At 35.5% G+C, this 24,061-nt stretch carries 22 protein-coding genes and 1 pseudogene; 17 read left to right on the top strand and 6 right to left on the bottom strand.

What is annotated here, in order from left to right:
• Positions 1-607 precede the first annotated feature (607 nt).
• Positions 608-1,864 (top strand): ISL3 family transposase, encoded by a 1,257-nt coding sequence (locus SMA_RS00905; RefSeq protein WP_014293804.1) that lies wholly within the window; start codon positions 608-610, stop codon positions 1,862-1,864.
• Positions 1,865-2,237: 373 nt separating this feature from the next.
• Positions 2,238-3,857, top strand: a complete 1,620-nt coding sequence (locus SMA_RS00910) for a zinc ribbon domain-containing protein (RefSeq protein WP_014293805.1) — start codon at positions 2,238-2,240, stop codon at positions 3,855-3,857.
• Positions 3,858-3,947: 90 nt separating this feature from the next.
• On the opposite strand, the gene SMA_RS00915 is transcribed toward SMA_RS00910, so the two are convergent.
• Entirely contained in the window at positions 3,948-4,808 is an 861-nt protein-coding gene (locus tag SMA_RS00915) for an RluA family pseudouridine synthase (protein ID WP_014293806.1), read from the bottom strand.
• A gap of 57 nt (positions 4,809-4,865) precedes the next feature.
• Positions 4,866-5,063: a hypothetical protein gene (locus tag SMA_RS00920; RefSeq protein ID WP_014293807.1), complete on the bottom strand. Its 198-nt coding sequence runs from the start codon at positions 5,061-5,063 to the stop codon at positions 4,866-4,868.
• Positions 5,064-5,701: 638 nt separating this feature from the next.
• Here SMA_RS00920 and SMA_RS00925 point away from each other — a divergent pair.
• Positions 5,702-5,950 carry a hypothetical protein gene (locus tag SMA_RS00925; protein WP_014293808.1) on the top strand — a complete coding sequence of 83 codons (249 nt, stop codon included), beginning with the start codon at positions 5,702-5,704 and terminating at the stop codon, positions 5,948-5,950.
• 5 nt (positions 5,951-5,955) lie between these two features.
• Positions 5,956-6,081 carry a hypothetical protein gene (locus tag SMA_RS11765; protein ID WP_014293809.1) on the top strand — a complete coding sequence of 42 codons (126 nt, stop codon included), beginning with the start codon at positions 5,956-5,958 and terminating at the stop codon, positions 6,079-6,081.
• Between the two features lie 708 nt (positions 6,082-6,789).
• Here SMA_RS11765 and SMA_RS00930 read toward each other — a convergent pair.
• Positions 6,790-7,998: an L-lactate MFS transporter gene (locus SMA_RS00930; RefSeq protein WP_014293810.1), complete on the bottom strand. Its 1,209-nt coding sequence runs from the start codon at positions 7,996-7,998 to the stop codon at positions 6,790-6,792.
• A gap of 207 nt (positions 7,999-8,205) precedes the next feature.
• Positions 8,206-8,601 (bottom strand): annotated as a pseudogene (locus SMA_RS00935) (integrase core domain-containing protein); the annotation flags it as partial.
• Here SMA_RS00935 and SMA_RS00940 point away from each other — a divergent pair.
• The 5 genes from SMA_RS00940 to nusG all read left to right on the top strand — a co-directional run bounded on the left by SMA_RS00940 (position 8,585) and on the right by nusG (position 12,581).
• Positions 8,585-8,896 carry a tyrosine-type recombinase/integrase gene (locus tag SMA_RS00940; RefSeq protein ID WP_223246219.1) on the top strand — a complete coding sequence of 104 codons (312 nt, stop codon included), beginning with the start codon at positions 8,585-8,587 and terminating at the stop codon, positions 8,894-8,896. The pseudogene SMA_RS00935 and the gene SMA_RS00940 sit on opposite strands and share 17 nt — an antisense overlap.
• Positions 8,897-9,066: 170 nt before the next feature.
• Positions 9,067-11,391, top strand: coding sequence for a penicillin-binding protein PBP2A (gene pbp2a, locus SMA_RS00945; RefSeq protein ID WP_014293812.1), 2,325 nt, complete (start codon positions 9,067-9,069; stop codon positions 11,389-11,391).
• A 51-nt stretch (positions 11,392-11,442) separates the two neighbouring features.
• Positions 11,443-11,595, top strand: a complete 153-nt coding sequence (rpmG, locus tag SMA_RS10725) for a 50S ribosomal protein L33 (protein WP_003062986.1) — start codon at positions 11,443-11,445, stop codon at positions 11,593-11,595.
• A 71-nt stretch (positions 11,596-11,666) separates the two neighbouring features.
• Positions 11,667-11,843: a preprotein translocase subunit SecE gene (gene secE, locus SMA_RS00950; protein ID WP_014293813.1), complete on the top strand. Its 177-nt coding sequence runs from the start codon at positions 11,667-11,669 to the stop codon at positions 11,841-11,843.
• Positions 11,844-12,041: 198 nt separating this feature from the next.
• Positions 12,042-12,581, top strand: a complete 540-nt coding sequence (gene nusG / locus SMA_RS00955) for a transcription termination/antitermination protein NusG (protein ID WP_014293814.1) — start codon at positions 12,042-12,044, stop codon at positions 12,579-12,581.
• Between the two features lie 89 nt (positions 12,582-12,670).
• On the opposite strand, the gene SMA_RS00960 is transcribed toward nusG, so the two are convergent.
• The gene (locus SMA_RS00960) at positions 12,671-13,384 is read right to left on the bottom strand and encodes an ion transporter (protein ID WP_014293815.1); all 714 of its coding nucleotides are present in this window, start codon (positions 13,382-13,384) and stop codon (positions 12,671-12,673) included.
• 109 nt (positions 13,385-13,493) lie between these two features.
• Here SMA_RS00960 and SMA_RS00965 point away from each other — a divergent pair, with 109 nt between their 5' ends.
• The 5 genes from SMA_RS00965 (at position 13,494) to SMA_RS00985 (ending at position 19,964) form a co-directional block, all read left to right on the top strand.
• Positions 13,494-14,339: a patatin-like phospholipase family protein gene (locus tag SMA_RS00965; RefSeq protein WP_014293816.1), complete on the top strand. Its 846-nt coding sequence runs from the start codon at positions 13,494-13,496 to the stop codon at positions 14,337-14,339.
• A gap of 132 nt (positions 14,340-14,471) precedes the next feature.
• Entirely contained in the window at positions 14,472-16,973 is a 2,502-nt protein-coding gene (gene leuS / locus SMA_RS00970; protein ID WP_014293817.1) for a leucine--tRNA ligase, read from the top strand.
• A gap of 170 nt (positions 16,974-17,143) precedes the next feature.
• On the top strand, positions 17,144-18,157 hold the full coding sequence (locus SMA_RS00975) for an aldose epimerase family protein (protein WP_318248500.1): 1,014 nt from the start codon (positions 17,144-17,146) through the stop codon (positions 18,155-18,157).
• A 217-nt stretch (positions 18,158-18,374) separates the two neighbouring features.
• Entirely contained in the window at positions 18,375-18,596 is a 222-nt protein-coding gene (locus SMA_RS00980) for a DUF4649 family protein (RefSeq protein WP_014293818.1), read from the top strand.
• Positions 18,597-18,644: 48 nt separating this feature from the next.
• Complete coding sequence (locus SMA_RS00985) at positions 18,645-19,964, top strand: FAD-containing oxidoreductase (protein WP_014293819.1); 1,320 nt, start codon at positions 18,645-18,647, stop codon at positions 19,962-19,964.
• A 271-nt stretch (positions 19,965-20,235) separates the two neighbouring features.
• Here SMA_RS00985 and SMA_RS00990 read toward each other — a convergent pair whose 3' ends face one another.
• Positions 20,236-21,102 (bottom strand): helix-turn-helix domain-containing protein, encoded by an 867-nt coding sequence (locus SMA_RS00990; protein WP_014293820.1) that lies wholly within the window; start codon positions 21,100-21,102, stop codon positions 20,236-20,238.
• A gap of 207 nt (positions 21,103-21,309) precedes the next feature.
• On the opposite strand from SMA_RS00990, the gene SMA_RS00995 reads away from it, so the two are divergent.
• Genes SMA_RS00995 through SMA_RS01005 form a run of 3 tightly spaced genes read left to right on the top strand, consistent with a single transcriptional unit; the run spans position 21,310 to position 24,061 of the window.
• Positions 21,310-22,494 carry a pyridoxal phosphate-dependent aminotransferase gene (locus tag SMA_RS00995; protein ID WP_014293821.1) on the top strand — a complete coding sequence of 395 codons (1,185 nt, stop codon included), beginning with the start codon at positions 21,310-21,312 and terminating at the stop codon, positions 22,492-22,494.
• A 2-nt stretch (positions 22,495-22,496) separates the two neighbouring features.
• A complete protein-coding gene (locus SMA_RS01000) occupies positions 22,497-23,135 on the top strand; it encodes a hypothetical protein (protein WP_014293822.1) in 639 nt (212 codons plus the stop codon).
• On the top strand, positions 23,102-24,061 hold the full coding sequence (locus tag SMA_RS01005; protein ID WP_014293823.1) for a hypothetical protein: 960 nt from the start codon (positions 23,102-23,104) through the stop codon (positions 24,059-24,061). Before SMA_RS01000 ends, SMA_RS01005 begins: the two co-directional genes overlap by 34 nt.

The following is a 24,061-nucleotide window of genomic DNA, read 5'->3' on the forward strand; positions in this document are numbered from 1 at the left end:
TTTCAAGTATGAAAATCAATTGATTGGGAGCTTTTGATTTTGGGAGCATACTCGAAAACCAAGATATTGTTCTAAGGGAATTGGATCTTCCTAGGAGAAAATTAGCAGAATTGCTAAATAAGACTTGAACAATGACCAGTTCAAGTTAACAAGTCATACCTTTTTCAATTGAGTGACACCGTCTGTAGTATTCGTAGTAGTATTACTTACTCTATTACAAATTAGTATATCCATGAGGTATGACAACATTAAGAACGGTTTATAAGGTTTGTTTTAGACATGATTGTTCACATATAAAATCACTGATAGCTAACCTAGACATCCTCGTAGACCTTATATTTATTTGACACCGTATTTTCGGTTGGGGGCAGCTGAAAATATGTTGGTGCAGCTTGGTGACTGATTACCTTCTGAAAAGACTGATAAGCTACACTAAAAAACTTAAAGAAAAAACGAACTTTTTGATTTGGTGGGGTTCGTTTTTTCAGCTCTATAATTTCTGTAGTGGGTAACTCCACTGTGGAATTATAGGGCTTTTTGAATATACACAAAAAGTCCCATATGACTTATAATGAAAAGCGACCAAACTCACATTAGAAAGCATCATATGGAACAACTCTATCATACTACACAATTGATTGGAATTAAAGACAAAAATATCACGTTGAACAAAGTTTTGAAACATAAGACACACATTGAGATGATAGCTACACTGGACTACGCTCCTGGAAACTGTAATCACTGTCAGGGAAAACAGATAAAATATGACTTCCAAAAGCCATCGAAAATACCATTTCTTGAGGTGGCTGGCTTCCCCAGTCTTATTAGGCTCAAGAAACGGCGTTTTCAATGCAAGAATTGTCGTAAGGTAACCGTCTCTGAAACCAGCTTGGTACAGAAAAACTGTCAAATCTCTGAACCTCTCAGACAGAAGGTCGCGCAAGCCTTGGTCAATCGTCAAGCCTTAACACACATTGCTCAGGATTTAGCGATTTCAACCTCTACCGTACACCGAAAACTCAGGGAATTCACTTTCAAAGAGGACTTCTCTCGTCTGCCTGAAATCCTCTCCATCGATGAGTTTTCGTATCAAAAAGGAAAGCTTGCCTTCATTGCACAGGATTTTGAGACCAAGAAAATCATCACCATCCTTGAGAATCGGACACAAACAACCATTCGCAATCATTTCTTCAGGTATTCTAAAGAGGCTAGGAACAGCGTGAAAGTCGTTACCGTTGATATGTCTGGCAGCTACATCCCGATGATTCCTAAGCTCTTTCCCAAAGCTAAGATTGTTATTGACCGTTTCCACATTGTTCAACACATGAGCCGTGCTCTTAATCACACACGTATTCAACTTATGAAACAGTTCGACAAGAAATCTTTAGAATATCGTGCCCTCAAATACTACTGGAAATCCGTGCTGAAAGACAGTCGTAAACTCTCTCTAAACAGCTTTCGTTCAAGGACTTTTGGAGAAACGCTCACACCAAAAGAATGTTTGACCGAGATATTCCACCTTGTCCCTGAGTTGAAAGGGTATTATGACCTCTACCAGCTCCTACTGTTCCACCTGCAAGAGAAAAACGCTGACTACTTCTTTGACTTGATTGAAGAAGCCTTACCACATCTCAATCAAACCTTTAAAACAGCTCTGAGAACTATCCTTCACCACAAGCAACACGTCATAAACGCTATTGAGCTTCCTTATTCTAACGCCAAACTGGAGGCAACCAACAAACTCATCAAAGACATCAAGCGTAATGCCTTTGGATTCAGGAACTTTGACAACTTTAAAAAACGTATCTTTATCGCTTTAAACATGCAAAAAGAGAAGACGCATTTCGTCTCCTCTCGTGTTTAGCTATAAGTCACCCACTACAGTTGACAATGAGTCGTTTTTTCTTTTGCGTCAATTTTTCCAAGAAGCATTAAAATGGTCGAAAAATAATAGAAGGTGTAGTATACTAAAAGGAACAATAACAATTTACTCGTGAGTGTAGTAGTTTTTGAAGTGAAGGGGGTAAGCTTATGTTCTTTTGGTTAGGTGTTGCTGGTGCAGTTTTGGGTGCTATTTATATTGTTAGGATTGATAATAAAGAAGATTTTTGACTAATGGCGGCTCTTTGAGCCGTTTTTTCTGTTTTTTACTGTAATATGGTGTGGCTGTTTTGTAACAAGAGGTTAAAGAGCTTTTGATATAATATGTGAAATAGTAAGAATAATGGAGAAAAGTCATGAAAAAGATAAAAAGCATTTTAAGATTAAAAAAAGTTTGGATACCTAGTCTTATTTTAGGACTTGCTTTAGTACTATTTTTGGTGTGGGCAAGTTTTCATTATTCAAAGAAACATTTGATTGAGAAATATGTCTCTGCTTACCGTCAGTCTGGCGATACGTTTGAAAATATCAAGGAGTACGTTGTCTGGTCAGATACCAATCAACAAGTGACGAATGACCAAGCGCAATATGCAACATTTACAAAGCTTTCTAAAAGTGAAGCCCAAAAATTGTCAGAGACATTAGAAAAGGCAGACAGTTCGGATGATTCCTACATTAAAAAAGTGGGGCGAAGATTTCTCTTTTTCCCAGCTTACCGAGTAGCTTTAAAACCAATGAGTTTAAGCATTAAGACAAATATTAATCAAGTTGATGTTCTTCTAAATGAGAAAAAAGTAGCGGTTAGTGATTCGAAAGATTATACGTTAACACTTGAGCGTTTACCAATTGCGGATTATACGGCGAGTATTTCAGGCACCTACAATGGGAAGTCAGTAGAGCTAAGTAAAGCTTATGACGGTGATAATAGCTTGTTGGATTTGACTGTTAGTTTTAAAACATTCAAAGTAACAAGTAATTTGACTGACGGTGAGCTTTATTTTGATAACACACGCATTGGGACTTTGTCAAATGGTGAGTATGATGTGAGTGATTATCCTTTGACGGATTCTGCGCAAGCTTATGTTAAAAAGAATTATTCAGACGGAGAATTGACATCACAAAAGCAGGCTCTTTCTGGCATTTCTGATGGTGATACGGTGGCTTTAGATGCTGAAAATCTCTTAGATGAAGCAAGCGCTGGACAGATTCTTGTGTCAGCTTTTGACCAATTGATTTCGTATTTAAGCACGGGTCAAGATTCATCAACTGTCGCTACGGTATTTGAAGATGGAGCGAATAATGAGTTTTATGAAGGCTTAAAAGAGAGCATTAAGGCGAAAATGCAGACAGATACTCGTAAGGTGTCAAGTCTGACTGTGCCAGCCATCACGCTGACGAGTCTGTCTCAGATTGGCAAGGAGTCCTATCTCGTTAACTTTTCAGCAACTTATGATTTTTATTATGATAAATCAACAGATAGCGAGAAAAATACATCTGGTGATGTTATTCAGACCTTGGAAGGCAAGATGACCTTGAAAAAATCAGGTTCAAGCTATGTTGTGGCTAATTCTGGGCAAAAAAATATCACCGTGACAGGTGAGAATAATCAAGTAAAATCAGATTCAGTCTTCCCAGAAAAAATCTTGGGAACATGGAAGGCTGATGATGAGGATGACATGACGTTCAAGTTTGAGGCTGACGGTACGATTACTAAAACAACGAAAGATAACGAGCTCAAAACAGCGAAAGTTACTAAACTTGAAAAAGAGGAGGATAATATTTATCGTTATGTTTACGATGACGGTACCGATACATCAGCCTTTATTACTAGCGGTATTGGCGGTATCGGTATCAAATATGCCTTCGGTATTAAAATTGATGGGTCACATTTGAAATTAGTCCTTTGGCAAACTGGAACAAATGACGATTTTGATTACAGTAAACCACTTTACAGCAATACATTAACGAAAAAATAGAAAGTTATTCTGTTTAACAGTTGAAAAGCGCACAAAGAACGGCACCCCAAAAGTTAGACACAAAATCTAACGATTGGGGTGCTTTTGTTTTTATGATAAGCCTGCTTCAAAGGTTTGAGATTTGGCTTCAACACTGATTTTTTCAAGGGTAAATGGGTGTGTGAAACATAATTTGTGCGCATGTAGCATAAGACGTTTGGCAGGAATTTTGCTATAAAGTGGGTCGCCAATAATGGCATGGTTGTGAGCTGATAAGTGCACACGAATCTGATGCGTGCGTCCCGTCTTTAAGCAACATTTAACCAGAGTTCCATTTGGAAAAACTTTGAGGCGGTCAACGATGGTTAAGGCAGTTTGCCCATTTTTGCGGTCAACTACGCGCTTTCTACGGTCATGACGGTCGCGCCCAATTTTATCTTGAAAGACTTGGTGTTTGGGTTCGAATTTTCCTTGCACCAAAGCCCAGTATTCGCGAGCAATGTCTTTGTTTTCTAGCAAGCGATTGAGGATTGGCAAGACAAAAGGATTTTTGGCAAACATGACAGCTCCGCTAGTTTCCATGTCTAAACGGTGAATAACATAGCACGTTTGTCCGACATAGGCAGAGACGTGGTTAAGCAGAGCGATTTCATTGGGGTCATTGCCATGGGTTTTCATGTCTTCTGGTTTGTTGACGATGATGAGGTGTTCGTCTTGATAAAGACAATCAACTAGCTCAGCTTGTCCAAAGGGAATCTCTTTTTTGAGATAATCGTCATCATCAAAAATTAAATGAATCATGTCACCAGTTTTGACCAAACTCTGCCAATTAATCATTTCTCCGTTGATACGAAGATGTTTTTTAGTGCGCAAGAAGTGACGAATTTTTCGTGGAATGAGCAAATGCTCTTCTAAAAGTTTTTTGACCGTACAGTCTGGATAAGGATTTTTAAGCGTAAATGATAAAGTCATAGTTCTATTATAGCATGACTACAAGTTAAAACGCACCTTGTTTGGTGCGTTGTGTATTTATTTTTGGTCGATTTCGTGCAACCAGTTATGGTATTTTTCCAAGAGATTAACAGCCATTTGAGTTGCGACTGCCATTGAATAAGCTTCTGTGCCTTCGGCTTCGCTTTCAGAAACTTCAATTTTTGTTTCATCGTAAACAGCTTTTAAACTTTCGTGTGACAATGTTTTTTTAAATGCTTCAAATCCTTTGTTCATCGTAAAATCCTTTCTAATACTTCGTAGTAGTATTGTGGGAACAAGTAGTTGTTCAAAATCAGTTGTGAATCCTTTTCTATGCTTTTATTTTATCACAAAAAGGCTAAAATGAAATGAAAGCATTGTATTATTTAAGGAATCCCTTTATCTCTGACGATTTTAAAAGAAATTGATATAATGTAGCTATGTTAACGTAGAAATATAAATTCTTGATTTAAAAGTGTTTTGAGTTATTTTTTATAATTGTAGTAGAGAAACTAACCAAAAATTAACCAAGCAACATATTTTTAATCAATTAGGTATAGAATAAAGTGCATTAGTTTTTTACTAGTGCATTTTACTGTATATTAAATAGATTTTTTTAGTGACAGATTTTGAATTGGTAATTGGTATTTGCAGATTAGTTTCGTGTTGCATTAAAATTGAATTATTCTTAAAAAATAGTGACGTTTAAAAATAGAAGTAGCACAATAAGCATAGGAAGAAGTATTTATATTGAAAGCAGAAATATTATTTGACTATTACTTAATTTAAAGTCGTTGCATAGAAAGGGAGAATAACGGAAACAATATTTTTTAACTACTTTAATTAAACTTAAATCATTTACCTTGACGAAACTTATGAAAGTGTGATTCGTTATGAAAAAGATATTATTTATAATAGTTTTTTCTTTTAATGTATTGTTTTTATTATTCGGAACTAATTCGGCTTTTGCTTTGGAGAGTGATGTTTCTTATACTTTAACGCAGGAGCAAATAAATACAGAGTTTGAAGGGTTAAGTGATAATCAGACTGTAGTGGCATTGCCTGACGGTGGGATTATTTTTAGTGTTAATCAAGATATGTCTTTTCTAATGAAGAGGTTACACAAAATCAGGGTTATGTAGCTAAAGTGGGTCAGCTAAAAGATGAGTATCAAACTAAAGAATTTGTCACTTCTGTTAGTATGATTCCAGAAGTTCCGTTGACTAGGGCGGCTGCACCATCTGCTACGGCTAAAGTTTTGCGAAGTGGATAAGTCTATCGTTCGGCGGCTTTTAGTGGTACTGGATGGCGGTTTTCCGGTCTAGGATTTAAACCGGCAGATGGCACAGGTGCTTATTTAGCATGGCAGACATTTAATGATTATGGATGCGTTGGGGATTATAATGAGGCAACTAGAACATTAGGAGGAACTCCTACGGGTACCCTTTTATATATAGGCACGAGAATATATGTGTTGAGTCGTTATGTCTATCCGTTGTACTATTAATCCAGTAGTTGGAACGTACTATATAGTTGATAATATTTGAGGAAAAAGATGTTAAAAAAGTATTGCCTATATTAGGATTTATTATACTAGTTGTCAGTGTATCTGATATTTAGCAAACTAAAAATTGGATATTGTCAAAAATAGGTTACTTTTTAGAGCTTTATGCATATCGTAACAACAAAATAAGAGTAATTCAGTACCTCTGCAGTAAGCATGCTTCTTTGGTACTGAATTGCTCTTATTAAGACGTTTGTAAGGACATTGTAACACAATTTAATGGATTTGTTTGTGAAAATTATAAATTTTTATTTAGGTGCTATGAATCCGTATAAGGTTATATCAGAATAGTCCATATGATAGTAAAGAATAATCTATTTGAATGGAAAGCTATTGACAATAACTAAAAATACAATTTTTATGAGCCATATTGCGTGTTTTGTAAATATTTTGAGCTATAGTGTAGTGGCTGTATTTTTAGTGTTTTTGAGTTTTATGGTGGTTCGTGAGCTTAATAATTAGCATCAAAGCTATAAGATAGAGTAAGATGAAGCAAATCAAAGTAGCGGTGTATGTATGGGTTATTGCATATGACGTTGCTAATAACATTGGTCCGAAAAGAGCAGCCATTGCCCAAGCTGTTAAAATATAACCGTGTAAAATGGCTAATTCCTTTGCGCCATAAATATCGCTGAGATAGGGTGGAATTAGAGAGAACCCTGCCCCATAACAGGACATTAAAATAGCCATTGAAATAACAAATAATATTGGAGAATGGGAAAGCATGATCATTATTGTCATAAGAATATTAACAATGAATAAAATTAAAAAGGTTAAAGGACGACCTATAAAGTCTGAAAGACTTGCCCATAACAGTCTTCCAAAACCATTAAAAACTCCCATAATTCCTACAATAATTGCTGCCTCACTAGCAGATATTCCAGCTAAATCTTGAGCCATTGGAGCAACAACTGAAATAAGTCCCAGTCCACAAGAAATATTGATGAAAAAAATTATCCATAACATATAGAAATCCCATGTTTTTAAAGCTTTTTTAGCAGAGACACTTTGGGTGATATCCGTTGGTAAATTATCTTTAGATAAAACGTAAAAATCTTTGCTTGTAGGGAGTTTGATAAACTGTGAAACAAGAATCATTACAACGAAATATATTATTCCTAGTATATAAAATGTATTAATAATTCCAGAATGTATTATTAACCACTGTGCCATAGGACTAGTTAAAAGAGCTGCGAAACCAAATCCCATAATAGCTAATCCAGTAGCTAAACCACGTTTATCTGGGAACCATTTAATAATAGTGGATACAGGTGTAATATACCCAGCACCTAATCCGATTCCACCAATAATTCCATACCCTAGATAGAGCAGAACAATACTATTCTTTGCAATAGCCAAACCAGTCAATATGTTGCCTAAGGCATAAAGAAAGGCAGATATACTTCCAGTTAATCTAGGACCAAATTTTTCTACGAGTTGTCCCATAAAAGCAGCGGACATTCCTAAACAAAAAATAGCAAGCGAGAAGGCAAAAGCAATGGCCGATTGATCCCATCCTGTTTCTGCGATAATTGGATTTCTGTAGACGCTCCAAGCATAGGTTGAGCCTAGCATTAAATGTAAGATAACACCACATGTTGCGATGAAGTAACGATTAGTTTTCATTTTTTCTCCTTTTACGAATATTATTTTATATATAGTCATATTCGTTAGGATTTTATAGTAACTTTTTTATAAAAATAAGTAAAATAATAAGATTTTAAATAAGTGAGTTTATATTCTTAGTAATTAACATAAAAGTATTTTATTAAAGAAAGTCATCGTGTGGATAGTTGGAAGTAAGGTTTAGAAAAGGTGAAGCTATCATATTTTCTATAAAGTTGGAATGAAAAGGCAACACTTTTCTGAACAATTTTTATAAAGTGCTTTTTTAGCGATAATTCGTTTGGTCATGGGAGTTTGGTAGTTAAGACTACCATGAATGCGATGATAGTTCCACCAATGGACATAATCTTTCGTTTTGAGAGCTAATTCTTCTAATGACTGAAAGGTTTCTTGGTTGATAAACTCCAGTTTGAAGGAACGATAGGTACTTTCAGCGACGGCATTATCATAGGGACAACCGGCTTGACTGAGGGAACGAGTGATTCCAAAAGCTTCAAGCATCTCATCAATCAGCTGATTGTCAAACTCCTTGCCACGATCAGAATGGAACAACTTGACCTTGGTTAGTGCATAAGGGATGCTTTGAATGGCTTGTTTAACGACTGTTGTAAGTGATAAAGATTTGGTTTTTATAGATGGTCTTGGAGATTTTTTTGTTTTGAATACATTTAATTCCTATATCCAACGTTATTTTAATAATCAGGAGATTGAAAAGTTGGATAGTTTTAAACTAACTAGTCATGTTTTTAGACATTCTCACGTTAGCTTGTTGGCGGAGCTAAGCTTTCATATTCGAGAAATTATGGAACGAGTTGGGCATAGTGATGAAAAAACGACGATTCAAATTTATACTCACGTGACAGAAAAAATGAAACAAAATAGTTTTGAGAAGTTATAATCTGTTGCAATATAAGTAACCAAAAACTAACCAAAAGATGAATAAATAAGTAGAAGTAAGTGGTAGGTAGTTGTTGAATGAAAAGAAATGAAAACTGTAAAATAGTAGTAAATAATAGTATTGGACAATAAGTATTTTTGAAAAAGCATATTAGATGTTATAATGTAGCTATGGCAAAATTAAAAATGATTAAAGAAAAAATTCTTTCTTTGTTTAATAACATCAAGGAGAGAATACCTTCTCACAATCACAGTAAGCGTAACTCATCTGAGGAGGAGTTATCAGGCGTTACTGTTAATGAATTTGAAACAGAAAAAACAGAAGAAAAAGAAGCAACACCAATGTATCAGCGAAGCAAAGGACACCACGAAAAGGTGAAAAAATTACCTGCTTGGGTGCAAAAAATCTCTCGCTTTATGCCCTCCACCAAAAATCCAATCCGACGTTTCTGGCGTCGCTACCGTATTGGAAAAATTCTGCTTATTTTAACAGGAATTAGTGTTTTAGCGATTGGTTCTTACCTTTACTTTGTCGCCAAATCAACGAATGTTTCGGATTTGCAAGATGCTTTGAAAGCAACAACTGTTATCTATGACCAAAATGGTGACCAAGTCGGTTCGCTTTCAGGTCAAAAAGGAACGTATGTTGAATTAGATGCTATCAGTGATAACATGAAAAATGCGGTTATTGCAACCGAGGACCGAACTTTCTATGAAAATAGCGGGATTAATTATTCACGTTTTTTCTTGGCTCTGTTCACCCTTGGGCACTTTGGTGGTGGTTCGACAATCACCCAGCAATTAGCTAAAAATGCTTATCTGAGTCAAGAACAGACAATCACCCGAAAAGCTAAGGAATTCTTCCTCGCGCTCGAGTTAACCAAAAAATACACCAAAGATGAAATCTTGACCATGTATCTGAACAATGCTTATTTTGGAAATTCGGTCTGGGGGATTGAGGACGCAAGTCAAAAATATTTTGGCACCAGCGCAGCAAATTTAACCATTGAACAATCAGCGATTCTTGCTGGGATGTTGAAAGGTCCTGAAATTTACAATCCTTATTATTCTATTGAAAATGCGACAAATCGTCGTAATACGGTCCTAAGTGTTATGGTTGATGCTGGTAAAATCACGCAGGAAGAGGCTGATGAAGCTGAGCAAGTTGATATTTCCAGCGAGCTTAACGATACCTACACAGGAACTTCTGACGATTACCAATACGCTTCTTATTTTGATGCGGTTATTCAGGAAGCTGAAGAAACATATGGCTTATCAGAAGATGATATTGTCAATAATGGCTATAAAATCTACACAGAGCTTGACCAAAATTATCAAGCCAATATGCAGGCTGTTTTTGATAATACGTATTACTTCCCAACATCAGATTATGACGGTGAAAGTGCCCAAGGCGCAAGTGTTGCTATGGACCCATCAACGGGGGCTGTTCGTGGTCTGGTAGGGCGTGTTAGCTCAACCTCTGCAACCTTCCGAAGTTTCAACTATGCGACACAAGCATCACGTAGCCCTGGTTCAACCATCAAACCTCTGGTGGTTTATTCACCAGCGGTTGCCTCAGGTTATTCAATTACAACTGAATTGCCAAATACGGTTCAAGACTACAATGGCTATGCGCCAACAAACTATGGTGGCATTGAGACAGATGATTTGCCAATGTATCAAGCCTTGGCTAATTCTTATAATATTCCTGCTGTTTATCTCTTAAATGAAATTGGTATCAGTAAGGGAATTAGCTATGGTAAGAAATTTGGTATCAACATGGACAATGTCAGCGAGGAATTGGGTATTGCGCTCGGTGGTGGTGTCACAACGAATCCACTTGAAATGGCGCAAGCCTATTCAACCTTTGCTAATGATGGTGTGATGCCAAAAGCTCATTTGATTACCAAAATCGAAAATGCTAGCGGTGATGTGATTGCAGAATTTAAACAATCCAATAAACGTGTCATTAGCCAATTCGTCGCAGATAAGATGACAAGCATGATGCTCGGAACATTCTCAAACGGCTCTGCTATTAACGCTAATGCTTATGGATACACGATGGCAGGTAAGACAGGTACTGTGGAAGCAAGCTTCAATGAAGACTTGACAAGTGACCAATGGGTAATTGGCTATACGCCTGATGTTGTTATCGCTCAATGGATTGGTTATGATTTGACTGATGAAAATCACTACCTAACCGACGCAAGTTCGGGAACGGCATCGACTATTTTTAGTGCGGTAGCAAGTAGCATTTTACCATATACGGCAGGAACAGAGTTTACCGTCGAAAATGCTTATAGCCAGAATGGATACGATTTAGTTTATAGCACCGATGATTCAACAGATACAAGCAGTAGCAGTTCGTCATCAAGCTCTAACAGTATCCTTGATAAAGTGCAAGAATCCGCACAAAACGCTGGCGATACGATTGGACGAGCGGTTAAAGACACTTGGGATAGCTTCTCAAGTTGGTTTAACAGCCAGAAGAACTAACGAACTTGCCAATTTATCAAAAACATGATAAAATAAGGTCTCGGAGGCATTATGGCACAGAAAAAAGCAAGTTTAGCTTGTACAGAATGTGGAAGCCGTAACTACTCTATTGGAGTTAGTAGTAATCCAAAGCCTGTACGACTAGAAGTTAATAAATTTTGTAAACATTGTAAAAAATACACGCTACATAAAGAAACACGTTAATCATTTTATGTAGTAACTGGCATTCTCAGCTTTAGAGTAATGAGCGGAGATGATAGAAAAAGGAGGCGCCCGTGGCATTCGTTAAGGGAGTTTTTACGATTTTAAAAGATACAACATGGCCAAATCGTAAACAACGTTGGAAAGATTTTATTTCTGTACTTGAATATACAGCATTCTTTACCATTGTTATTTTCATTTTTGATAAATTGCTCTCACTCGGAGTGACAGATTTATTGAATCGTTTTTAAGATTAAGTTTGATTGGAGGTTTTGCAATAGCAAGCTTCTGATTGATGATTAAGTCAAAAGAAGTCTGAAAAGTCATTTCTCAGGCTTTTTGTGCACATTTGGCAGCAACTCGTTGACAGCGCTTATTATTTTTCCTATAATAAAATAAAGAAAAACACCCAAAGAGCCTTGCGGGGCTTTTTTATAATGGAGGAAATTATGTTAGATTCATTTAATAAGGGTTGGTTCGTTTTACAAACTTACTCTGGTTACGAAAACAAAGTTAAAGAAACATTGTTGCAACGTGCGCAAACTTACAATATGTTAGATAATATCTTGCGCGTTGAAATTCCAACACAAACAGTTAATGTTGAAAAAAATGGGAAAGTCAAAGAAGTTGAAGAAAATCGTTTCCCAGGTTATGTCTTAGTTGAAATGGTGATGACAGACGAAGCTTGGTTCGTTGTTCGTAACACACCAAACGTTACTGGATTCGTTGGGTCACATGGTAACCGTTCAAAACCAACACCACTTTTGGAAGAAGAAATCCGTTCAATTCTTATCTCAATGGGACAAACTGTTGATGTCATTGACACAAATATCAAACCAGGTGATGTGGTTCAAATCATCGACGGCGCCTTTGCAGGACAAGAAGGACGTGTTGTTGAAATTGAAAGCAACAAAGTGAAATTGATGATTAACATGTTCGGAACTGAAACACAAGCTGAATTGGAGCTTTACCAAATCGCTGAATTGTAATGATTTTTCACAAGCCTAACGTGTATATTGGCTTACATTCTAAAACGCTGAACTCTTAGACGGAATTCAGCGTTTTTTCTATTTGAATGCTATTTTGATTCGGTATCTTCTTTTTCGATTTCTTCGAGGTAGCCTGCAGTCATGATGCTGACAGGGATTGCAATGATAGCAACGCCGAGGATAGAAGAAATCATTGTGATTAATTTTCCAATTTCAGAAATAGCATAAATATCACCATAACCTACCGTTGTCAAAGAAATGGTTGACCAATAAAGCGCATTAAAAAAGTTTTTAAAGGTATCTGGTTCAACATTGAAAATGACCAGTGCCGAGATAAAAATGTAGGTAATAACCAAGGCACCAGCCATAAATAGTGATTCCTTTTGTCTTTTGAGAACATTTATCAGCAGATTAAGGCTTTTAGAATAACGAAAAAGTTTAAATACGCGAATGGTGCGAACCATGCGAATGATTTTCAACAGTTTAAAGGTATTATTCCAAAAAAAGACAGAGGATAAAATGGCAATTAAGTCAGTAATAGCAAGGAAAGTGAAAGGGTATTTGACAAAGGATAATTTTCCTTGATTTAGCTTATAATCGGCGGTTATAAAACGCAAAAAGTAGTCGATAATAAAAATAATCGTTGTGATAGCCTCAAGCGTGAGATAAAATGACGTCGTTGTCTTACTTGTTAGTGGCAATAAGCTAACCACGATAGTACAAACCATAAAAACATCGTAAATTTTTTCAATGGTTGTTAGGTTATTAGAAGGTTCAATAATGTTAAAAAGCTGTTTTCTCATGAATGTCTCCTTGATGTTGTTAGGACTATTATAACATACCAAAAAACACTCTAAATAGCATGTTTTTTGGTATAATAAGTAACAAAACGAGAAAGAACGGAGAATGAGGATGTCTGTTGGTTTAGTATTAGAAGGTGGCGGCATGCGCGGCTTGTACACCGCTGGTGTCTTGGATACTTTTTTAGATGCGGGAATTAAGGTGGACGGTGTTGTCTCGGTGTCTGCTGGCGCTCTTTTTGGGGTGAATTTTTTATCAAAACAAAAAGGAAGAGCCCTCCGTTATAATAAAAAATATGCCTCAAATCCAGGATACATGGGACTTCGTTCATGGTTAAAAACGGGAAATGTGGTCAATAAAGAATTTGCCTATTACAAAGTTCCGATAGAATTGGATGTTTTTGACGAGAAAGCTTTTGAAAAATCAGGTGTGCCTTTCTATGCAACGGTAACGAATTTAGCAACAGGAAAAGCTGAGTATCATAAGGTTGACAATGTTTTTGAACAAATGGAGTTGCTTCGTGCGAGTTCCGCACTGCCTTTGGCGTCAAAAATTGTTGAGTGGCAAGGCAATAAATACCTTGATGGTGGTCTGTCAGACAGTATTCCAGTTGATTTTGCCAAAAGCCTTGTTTTTGATAAATTGATTGTTGTTTTAACACGTCCAATTGATTACCGTAAAAAGCCAAGTAATGGTCATGTCTATAAACTTTTTTACAGAAAATATCCTAAGTTTGTAGAAGTCGCTTCAAAACGTTATCAACACTATAACGACACCATTGAATACATTAGCAATTTGGAAAATAAAGGCGAAGTTTTTGCCATTCGCCCAAGCCAAAATCTAGAAATCGGACGACTTGAAACCAACCCCGACAAATACGAAGAAATTTACCAAATCGGTGTCAAAGATACCAAAGCAATCATGGAACAATTGAAAGATTATTTAGCAAATGACTAAATGAGCATTTGATTTGACTAAAAATTCTTCTTATCAACTGAGAACAGACATGAAATCTCTTGTGATTTCGCCTTTTTTCTTTATTCTTTTCGTGGTATAATAGTAACCAACACTAAGAACATGGAGAATGACATGGCTACTTATAATCATAAAGAAATTGAGAAAAAATGGCAGGCCTATTGGGCTGATAATCATACGTTTAAAACAGGAACAGATGCTGATAAACCAAATTTTTATGCGTTGGATATGTTCCCTTACCCATCTGGAGCTGGTCTGCACGTAGGACATCCAGAAGGATACACTGCGACTGATATTCTTAGCCGTTTCAAACGTGCTCAAGGCTACAACGTTCTTCACCCAATGGGTTGGGATGCTTTCGGACTTCCTGCCGAACAATACGCAATGGATACAGGTAATGATCCAGCTGAATTTACAGCTCAAAACATTGCAAACTTTAAACGCCAAATCAACTCACTTGGTTTCTCATATGACTGGGATCGTGAGGTGAACACAACTGACCCTAACTACTACAAATGGACTCAGTGGATTTTCACAAAATTGTATGAAAAAGGTTTGGCATACGAAGCTGAAGTACCAGTTAACTGGGTTGAAGAATTAGGTACAGCTATCGCCAACGAAGAAGTGCTTCCGGACGGAACTTCAGAACGTGGTGGATATCCAGTTGTTCGTAAACCAATGCGTCAATGGATGCTTAAAATCACAGCTTACGCAGAACGTTTGCTTGAAGATTTGGATGATCTTGATTGGCCAGAATCAATCAAAGACATGCAACGTAACTGGATTGGTAAATCAACTGGTGCTAATGTTACTTTCAAAGTAAAAGATACTGATAAAGACTTCACTGTCTTTACAACTCGTCCAGATACACTATTTGGTGCAACTTACGCTGTTTTAGCTCCTGAACACCCACTTGTTGAAGCTATTACAATACCAGAACAAGCTCAAGCAGTTGCTGATTATAAACACCAAGCAAGCCTTAAATCAGACCTTGCTCGTACAGACCTTGCTAAAGAAAAAACAGGTGTTTGGACTGGTAGCTATGCAATCAACCCAGTAAACGGTAAAGAAATGCCAATCTGGATTGCTGACTATGTTCTTGTAAGCTACGGAACTGGTGCTATCATGGCTGTTCCTGCCCACGATACACGTGACTGGGAATTTGCAAAACAATTTAACCTAGAAATCATTCCAGTTCTTGAAGGTGGAAATGTTGAAGAAGAAGCTTACACAGAAGATGGACTTCACATCAACTCTGGTTTCCTAGATGGTCTTGATAAAGCGCAAGCTATTGACAAAATGGTCGAATGGCTTGAAGCAGAAGGTGTTGGTAATAAGAAAGTAACTTACCGTCTTCGTGACTGGCTCTTCTCACGTCAACGTTATTGGGGTGAACCAATCCCAATCATCCACTGGGAAGATGGTACAACAACAGCTGTTCCAGAAGATCAACTTCCACTTGTATTGCCAGTAACAAAAGATATCAAACCTTCAGGTACAGGTGAATCACCACTTGCTAACTTGACTGATTGGCTTGAAGTGACACGCGAAGACGGCGTTAAGGGTCGTCGTGAAACAAATACAATGCCTCAATGGGCTGGTTCAAGCTGGTACTTCTTGCGTTACATTGATCCACACAACGATGAAAAATTGGCTGATGAAGAGCTTCTAAAAGCTTGGTTGCCAGTTGATATCTACATCGGTGGTGCTGAACACGCTGTGCTTCACCTTCTTTATGCTCGTTTCTGGCATAAATTCCTTTATGATTTAGGTGTCGTTCCAACCAAAGAACCATTCCAAAAACTCTTTAACCAAGGGATGATTTTGGGAACAAGCTACCGCGATCACCGTGGTGTACTTGTGGCAACTGACAAAGTTGAAAAACGCGACGGTTCATTCTTCCATATCGAAACTGGTGAAGAACTTGAACAAGCCCCAGCTAAAATGTCTAAATCACTTAAAAACGTTGTTAACCCAGATGACGTCGTTGAACGTTACGGTGCGGATACTCTTCGTGTGTACGAAATGTTCATGGGACCACTTGATGCTTCAATCGCTTGGTCTGAAGAAGGTCTTGAAGGCTCACGTAAATTCCTCGACCGCGTCTATCGCTTGTTGACAACAAAAGAAATTGTTGCAGAAAACAATGGCAATTTGGATAAAGTTTACAACGAAACAGTCAAAGCTGTAACTGAACAACTTGAAGCCATGAAATTCAACACAGCTATCGCACAATTGATGGTATTTGTTAACGCAGCAAATAAAGAAGATAAACTCTTTGTTGACTACGCTAAAGGCTTTGTACAATTGTTAGCACCATTTGCACCACACCTTTCTGAAGAATTGTGGCAAACATTGACACAATCAGGCGAATCAATTTCATACGTTGCATGGCCAACATGGGACGAAGCAAAACTCGTTGAAAACAACGTTGAAATTGTTATCCAAATCAAAGGTAAAGTTCGTGCAAAACTTGTTGTACCAAAAGATTCAAGCCGTCAAGAACTTGAAAAACTTGCTCTTGCAAACGAAAAAATTCAAGATGAAATCGCTGGTAAAGACATTATCAAAGTGATTGCGGTACCTAATAAACTTGTAAACATTGTTGTAAAATAAGTTTAAATAGATGAATCCTGTCCTTAAGGGCAGGATTTTTTTGTTGGTAAAAACTGAGTTTTAGTAAAACCTTGGTAAAAACAAGCAGAAAACGTTTACAAAAAATTTTAGGAGGAGTAAAATAAAGACAAGACCTAAGAAAGAGGGAAAAAATGGAAGTAAAATAAGAAATTGTTGAGACAATTAATCGGCAAAAGATTGAAAAATACACTATTATTAATGATAACGGTGTCCAAGTTGGTTTACTAACACTGGGAGCAACTTGGCAAGAATTTTTAGTGCCAGATGACAAAGGTGGTCAGAAAAATCTTATCATTGGTTTTGATGAGCCAAGTGATTATCTGAAAAATTCTTTATGTGCAGGTCAATCAATCGGACGTGTTGCAGGGCGTATTAATCAAGGGAAAGTTAACCTTGATGGCAAAGAAATTCAGCTACCACAAAACGAAAAAGGAAACACTCTTCACGGTGGTCCAAAAGGTTTCCACAAACACATTTGGCAAGCAAGAGTTGAAAATGATATTGACAAAGCCACTGTTGTCATGACTTACAATGCCAAAGAAAGCGTTGATGGTTTCCCTGGTGATATGTTGATAACAGCACGTTTTAAGCTGGATAACGACAATCGTTTTACAATCACTTACACTGGTAAAAATGGCGGTCAAGCGACCCTCTTTAACCCAACTAACCATGTTTACTTTAACCTCGGTGAACGCCAAGACTTGACACACCATACCTTTACTTTGGCTACTGACTGTTACTTGGAAACACGTGATGATTTGGTGCCAACAGGAAAATTCATTGACGTTGCTGGCACAGCTTATGATTTTCAAACTGGGCAAAACCTTGGAGAGGCTATCGCTGATACAGGCGGGCTTGACGATGCTTTCTTGGTAAATGCTTCGCTTGATAAACCTTGTGGAGAATTGAAAGATGAAGAAAGTGGCGATTCTGTTCATCTTTATTCTGACCGTGATACTTGGGTCGTTTACAGTATGGGTGGCATTCCTGAGGATATTTATCCAGCGCGAAATAAGGGTAAAATGGCTAAAGAATTTGAAGCCTTAGCGCTTGAAGCACAATTCTTACCTGATGCGATTAATCATGATGGTTTTGGCGATATTGTCTTGCAAGCTAATGAAGAAAAGACTTACACCATTGCTTTTGAATATCACAAAGGATAATATAATTTTACAAATTCAGTTAAAAAAGAGATCTCTGTTTGGAATCTCTTTTTATAATTTACAATTGATTCTTGAATTATGATTGAGAAAATCCAGTCAGAGCAAAATAGTTGTGTGAAAACATACTTTGTAGTAGCATAGCGTTATACAGTTCTACATACTATATTCCAACATCAAAGTAATATAGATATGTAGAATTAGAAAGGAAATGTAAATAATGATTGAAATTACATTTTTAAACTCCGTAAACCAAGAACGAGTAGTGACGTTTGACTCATACGAGGAATTCGAACGTTCACAGCAAACCTGCTCAATCGATATTGCCGACTATTACAAAGTCACTAAGGTCGTTTATAACGGTCATGTACTGGATTATTCAGGAAATTATGGCAACCTATTTTACTACTTTTTAAAACAAGATTTAACACAATATCGCTAATATCATGTTTGTTATTTAATGATGCGGTGCTTTTATGGGGGAAGAAAAATGAAAACATATGATTTATTAGTCATAGGCTTTGGTAAAGCTGGAAAGACACTTGCTGCTAAAATGAGTTCTCTTGGTAAGAAAGTTGCTCTTGTTGAAGAAAGTTCTTCAATGTATGGAGGAACTTGTATCAATATTGGCTGTATTCCAACAAAAACATTAATCCATGCAGCTGAAAATCATTTAACATTTGAGCAGGCAATGGCTGAAAAAGAGGTGGTTACGCATCGATTAAATCAGAAAAATAAAGCCAATGTGGTCAATGCTGGTGTAGATCTTTATGATGCTAAAGCAAGTTTTGTCTCTAATAAGGTTATTAAAATAGTTGCTGGCGAGGATAGTGAACGGTTAACAGCTGATACTATAGTGATTAATACAGGCGCCATTTCAAATCGTTTGCCTATCCCAGGATTAAAGGAATCTAAAAATGTCTTTGACAGCACTGGTATTCAAAAATTAGAAACTTTGCCACAAAGGTTAGGAATCATTGGAGGGGGTAATATCGGGCTTGAATTTGCCAGCCTTTATGCTAATCTTGGCAGTAAGGTCACCGTTTTTGAGACTGCTAACCGTATTTTGCCACGTGAGGAGGATATCGTTGCGCAGCTAGCAAAAGAATACATGGAAGAAGACGGTATTTCCTTTGTTTTAAATGCTCAGATAAATGCTTTAGAAAATGATGAAGAGGATAATGTTATTTTAAGCAATCATGGTCAGAAAATGAGTTTTGATGCTGTCCTTTATGCGACTGGTCGTAAACCGAATATTACTGACTTGGGACTTGAAAATACAGATATTGTGGTAACAGACCGTGGTGCCATTGAGGTTGATGATTATTGTGAAACTAGTGTTCCAAATGTTTATGCTGTTGGGGATGTCAATGGCGGACTCCAATTTACTTATGTGTCATTGGACGATTATCGCATAGTTTTTAATAAATTAACTGGACAGAGTGATTATAACGCTAGTCAGAGAAATAATATCCCCACTACATTATTTATTAACCCTGCTTTGGCACGTGTAGGTTTAACAGAAAAAGAGGCTGCAGAGGCAAATCTTCCCTATAAAGCAAATGAATTAATGGTTTCAGCTATGCCTAGAGCTCATGTTAATGGCAACCTTCGAGGTATTTATAAGGTTATTGTTAATGAAAAAACACAAGATATTTTAGGAGCAACTCTTTTTGGTGAAGGTGCTCAGGAAAATATAAACCTGATTAAGTTAGCTATGGATAACCATATTCCATACACTTATATTAAGAATCAAATATTTACGCATCCTACTATGGCAGAGAACCTTAATGACGTTTTTAATTTTTGAAATAAAAGACGACCAGCAGATTGTCAAAAAATTGATAAAATCGTAACAAATTGATTTTAAAACAAGCAAAAAGCCCTAAACAAAGGGCTTTTTCTTATGACGTTTAGTCCTCCCTATAGGTAGTTTATAGGGATTTATACATATAAAGAAAAGGATTTTTATTGATTTTATGAGATTTTACTATCTTTATATTTTAAAAGAATTTATATTTCGCAACAAATTCGCAACAGATTGAGGAAAGATTTTATGCTACTTATCAATAATGTCATTTCTAATCAGTAGCTTCTGTACTTCCATTAATAATTTTTAAGTAATGTTCGGTATAGTTAGTAAGCATAGTCGTATCACCAAGTATTTCAAATACCTGCAATGCTTGTTCCATTTTTTCTTTTCCTTTGTTTTTTGATTTTTTAAACTCAAAAAATCCTTCTGCATATAGGAAAACAGTTTGTTCATAATAATTTAGTTCACCATCTAGTAACTTTTTTATTTTTTTTATTAGGTAGTTACAATCATTAAACTTCCTATGCTCAATACTTGTTATTAAACAATTAATTGCAAGTTGTGTTACCAACTTTTTATTGTTTTTATTTAAAGAAGAATATATATAATTTCTTAGCATCTCCCTTGTTAGTAAAATCAAAGATGAGTAATCTATAGTGGGCGCACAATTTCCTAATAGGATAATTTCATAATATCCCCAAAATTCAACTTTAAAAAGATAGTCAGTTAATTCGAGTAATTCTTCTTGGCTAGGTTTTATTGAACTATCAATGGTGTATAAGATAGATTTTATCATTGTCTTATCAAATTTACTTAATTGAAAATTATTTTGAGTATTTAGTAAATTTATTAAAGTATCAACCTCTTGCTCAGAATAAGCTTTACGGATGTATTCAAGCAAGTCAATAAAAGACTGATTTTTTTTATTATCATTATTGTATAAAATCATGAATTCATCTAAAGTAACATTCATTTTATCTAATATATTAATTAGACGAATACAGGAGATTTCAGATTCTCCTCTTTCGAATCTTGAGATTTGAGATTTTGAAAGATATTTGTCTGCAATAGAGGTGAGGGAAATATTTTTTCCTTTCCTTATTTTTCTGAGTATTTTCCCAAGAGATGACTTCATATAAATTCCCACTTTCACAACAAAAATTAAGTCGATTTAAATTTATTATACAATAATCGGAAATAAAGGAGAAATATTATGAACAAATTTTTTCGAATAGTAACGATAATTGTGGGAATAATTATTATTGTCGGCGGATAATATATACTATGATAGTAGTTGTATGTTATATAGTTTGTATAGATATTTTAGACAATGAGGTGAAAAATGACTGAATTTTCAAAAAGGATAGATTATTTGAAGGATTCTCCAACTTTAAAATTAAATGACAGGATAAATTTTTTAAAAGGACAGGGGAAAGATATAATCAATCTTACAGTAGGTGAACCGAATTACTATGAACCAATAGTATCAAGTGAAGCTGCAATTTCTGCTATACAAAAGCATTTCACACATTACACGAATAGTTCAGGGATTCTTTCATTAAGAAAGAATATATGTGAGAAGCTTAGTAAAGAAAATAATTTGAATTATAGTCCGCAACAAATTACAGTATCTACGGGAGGAAAACAGGCACTTTTTAATACTCTCTCAGTGCTGGTAAATTATGGAGATGAGGTTATCATCCCCACTCCTGCTTGGCCAAGCTACGAGGCACAAGTTAGACTTGTTGGTGGGATTCCTAATATGGTTCAATTAAATGAAGAAACAAATTTTAAACTTACTCCAGATGTATTGGAAAAAAATATTAGTAATAAGACCAAAGTCTTATTACTAAATAGTCCATCAAATCCTACAGGAGCAACATATCATAAAGAAGAAATGGTAGAATTAGCCAGAATTATTGAAGAAAATGGATTAATTGTTATAAGTGACGAAATCTATGAGAGATTGGTCTATGATATAGATTTTATTTCTCCCGCCTCTTTATCTGATTATATGTATGAAAATACAATTACTATTAACGGTTTTTCAAAATCATTTGGCATGACTGGTTGGAGAATAGGATATTCTGCTGCTCCTATTGAGATTGCAACAAAAATATCGGCTTTTCAAAGTCAAATTACAGCCAGTATTTCCTCTATCTCTCAGGTAGCAGCAGAGAATGCGGTTTTAAATTTTGATTACTCACATGTAGAGGATTTAAAGACTTGTAGAGATTATTTAATGGATATTATAACAGATAATACTGACTTATTATTACCTAATAGACCAGATGGAAGTTTTTATTTGTTCCCGAACTTAGAAAAATTATTCGGGAAGAAGTTTTTTGGACATATAATTACTAGTGATGAGGACTTTTGTGAATTATTATTATCTGAGGTAGGAGTTGCATTAACTCCAGGGTCATTTTTCAATGCACCAAGGAATGTGAGAATATCTTATGCTAAGTCGTTTGATGAGATTCAGGAGGCAGGAAAAAGACTTATTAAATTTTTTGGAGATGAATAATAATGGTTGCTGGTGACTACAAATCGCTTGTTGATACAGTTATTGAAAAAGCAAGAAAAGAAAAAGATATTTTGATTGCTTTAAGATTATTATTAACATTAGATGGAAAACAAGAATTTGATGAAGCAATACTTCCTTTATCAAATAGAGATGTTAAAGTTATTGAGAATCTGCAAATTTTACCTGAGGATTCTGAACAAACAATAAAACTACATTGTTATTTTAGAAATAACAAAATAGAATTTTCTGATGTAGAACTATTAGAAGATGAAAATTGTAAATTTGTACTATCTTTTATGCTATCTAAAGATAGGTGGCATGAAATTTGTAAACAAGATAGTGAAGTGATGAGAAAAGAGTATAAAAGATGCTATAGTTTACTTAAAAAATTAGATGAAGCTGGTTTGCAACAACGTTTATTAAGAATAAAATATTATTTGTTACATATGGCTCCGGTAATTTATTATGTAGGAGCGTCGTGCTATTCAAATTTTGATTATCTTAATAATTTAAGTAGCAAAACTAAAGAAATTAACAGAAATTGTCTACTAGAATATTGGCTTGAAAGTCCATTGGAAAAGTGGGAAGAAAACGACTACATATTTGTATGTTTTACGGATTATATACTGAACTTGAATTAGATAATAAAGTACAAAAACTAAAGGAGAAGTGGGAGAAAATATCGAAAACAACTGTTATTTATAGAGGAATTAATGGTTTATCTCTACAAAAGTCAGAAGAGTTCATTCAAAACGAAGACCTCCTTTCTAAATTCGTTTTCGATTCAGATTTGAGTAGCGAATTGTACGATACATTTGGAGTGAAATCTAACAGTTTAGAAGAATTTCAAACAAGTATTAAAGAATATTTTCAAAGAGATTTATCCCATCTTGAAGAGCGTTTTCTAGATTTATTAAATTTTATTTTTCTACGTTTATCCGATATTACTCACAGTGATATTGCATTTTCAAGATATTTTGGTAATGTTGGCTTATTAATAAAATTAGATTCAGAAAAAGATTATCAAAATATTATCTCTCTTAGTCCTAAAAATTATTATTGTCTTGTTACCCCAAGTAAAAATATGTTAGAGAATGTTCTAGTTGATTTACTTTCAAAAATTGGAATGGCAATAAATTCACGTATGCTGTACAATGGATGGCATTATATGCCAGGGAATTTTATTAATTGTGAGCAGGTTGATTTTAGTGAACGGGATTTTTATTTTTCAGCAGTTTTGTCTGATGTTACGAATAAAGATAAATATCATCATGTTGGTCACGTCAAATTGGATATTAATAATTGTATAAGAGTTCCTTTAACTATGACTATTAATGGTAGAGCATACAAAGCATTAATGGATGTGAGAACTTTTAGAAGAGGAGATAATGAATATTCAATAAGCGACCTAGAAAATGTAATAATATATTCTAAGTACGTTAAAGTCATTGGACAAGCAATTTTTGATATAATTACAGATAAAAAAGATTTTTCTTTTGCGTTACAACAAGTAAATAGAGATAATTATACTAAAAATTTAGCTGAATTGAAGAAAAAGAGGTATTAA

It is taken from the genome of Streptococcus macedonicus ACA-DC 198 (assembly GCA_000283635.1).
Taxonomy (GTDB): domain Bacteria; phylum Bacillota; class Bacilli; order Lactobacillales; family Streptococcaceae; genus Streptococcus; species Streptococcus macedonicus.

What these genes read in the sequence shown, in the direction of transcription:
- SMA_RS00905 (WP_014293804.1), top strand. Translation starts at nt 608, where the DNA reads ATGGAACAACTCTATCATACTACACAATTGATTGGAATTAAAGACAAA.
- SMA_RS00910 (WP_014293805.1), top strand. Translation starts at nt 2,238, where the DNA reads ATGAAAAAGATAAAAAGCATTTTAAGATTAAAAAAAGTTTGGATACCT.
- SMA_RS00915 (WP_014293806.1), bottom strand. Translation starts at nt 4,808, where the DNA reads ATGACTTTATCATTTACGCTTAAAAATCCTTATCCAGACTGTACGGTC.
- SMA_RS00920 (WP_014293807.1), bottom strand. Translation starts at nt 5,063, where the DNA reads ATGAACAAAGGATTTGAAGCATTTAAAAAAACATTGTCACACGAAAGT.
- SMA_RS00925 (WP_014293808.1), top strand. Translation starts at nt 5,702, where the DNA reads ATGAAAAAGATATTATTTATAATAGTTTTTTCTTTTAATGTATTGTTT.
- SMA_RS00930 (WP_014293810.1), bottom strand. Translation starts at nt 7,998, where the DNA reads ATGAAAACTAATCGTTACTTCATCGCAACATGTGGTGTTATCTTACAT.
- SMA_RS00940 (WP_223246219.1), top strand. Translation starts at nt 8,585, where the DNA reads ATGGCTTGTTTAACGACTGTTGTAAGTGATAAAGATTTGGTTTTTATA.
- pbp2a (WP_014293812.1), top strand. Translation starts at nt 9,067, where the DNA reads ATGGCAAAATTAAAAATGATTAAAGAAAAAATTCTTTCTTTGTTTAAT.
- rpmG (WP_003062986.1), top strand. Translation starts at nt 11,443, where the DNA reads ATGGCACAGAAAAAAGCAAGTTTAGCTTGTACAGAATGTGGAAGCCGT.
- nusG (WP_014293814.1), top strand. Translation starts at nt 12,042, where the DNA reads ATGTTAGATTCATTTAATAAGGGTTGGTTCGTTTTACAAACTTACTCT.
- SMA_RS00960 (WP_014293815.1), bottom strand. Translation starts at nt 13,384, where the DNA reads ATGAGAAAACAGCTTTTTAACATTATTGAACCTTCTAATAACCTAACA.
- SMA_RS00965 (WP_014293816.1), top strand. Translation starts at nt 13,494, where the DNA reads ATGTCTGTTGGTTTAGTATTAGAAGGTGGCGGCATGCGCGGCTTGTAC.
- leuS (WP_014293817.1), top strand. Translation starts at nt 14,472, where the DNA reads ATGGCTACTTATAATCATAAAGAAATTGAGAAAAAATGGCAGGCCTAT.
- SMA_RS00980 (WP_014293818.1), top strand. Translation starts at nt 18,375, where the DNA reads ATGATTGAAATTACATTTTTAAACTCCGTAAACCAAGAACGAGTAGTG.
- SMA_RS00985 (WP_014293819.1), top strand. Translation starts at nt 18,645, where the DNA reads ATGAAAACATATGATTTATTAGTCATAGGCTTTGGTAAAGCTGGAAAG.
- SMA_RS00990 (WP_014293820.1), bottom strand. Translation starts at nt 21,102, where the DNA reads ATGAAGTCATCTCTTGGGAAAATACTCAGAAAAATAAGGAAAGGAAAA.
- SMA_RS00995 (WP_014293821.1), top strand. Translation starts at nt 21,310, where the DNA reads ATGACTGAATTTTCAAAAAGGATAGATTATTTGAAGGATTCTCCAACT.
- SMA_RS01000 (WP_014293822.1), top strand. Translation starts at nt 22,497, where the DNA reads ATGGTTGCTGGTGACTACAAATCGCTTGTTGATACAGTTATTGAAAAA.
- SMA_RS01005 (WP_014293823.1), top strand. Translation starts at nt 23,102, where the DNA reads ATGTTTTACGGATTATATACTGAACTTGAATTAGATAATAAAGTACAA.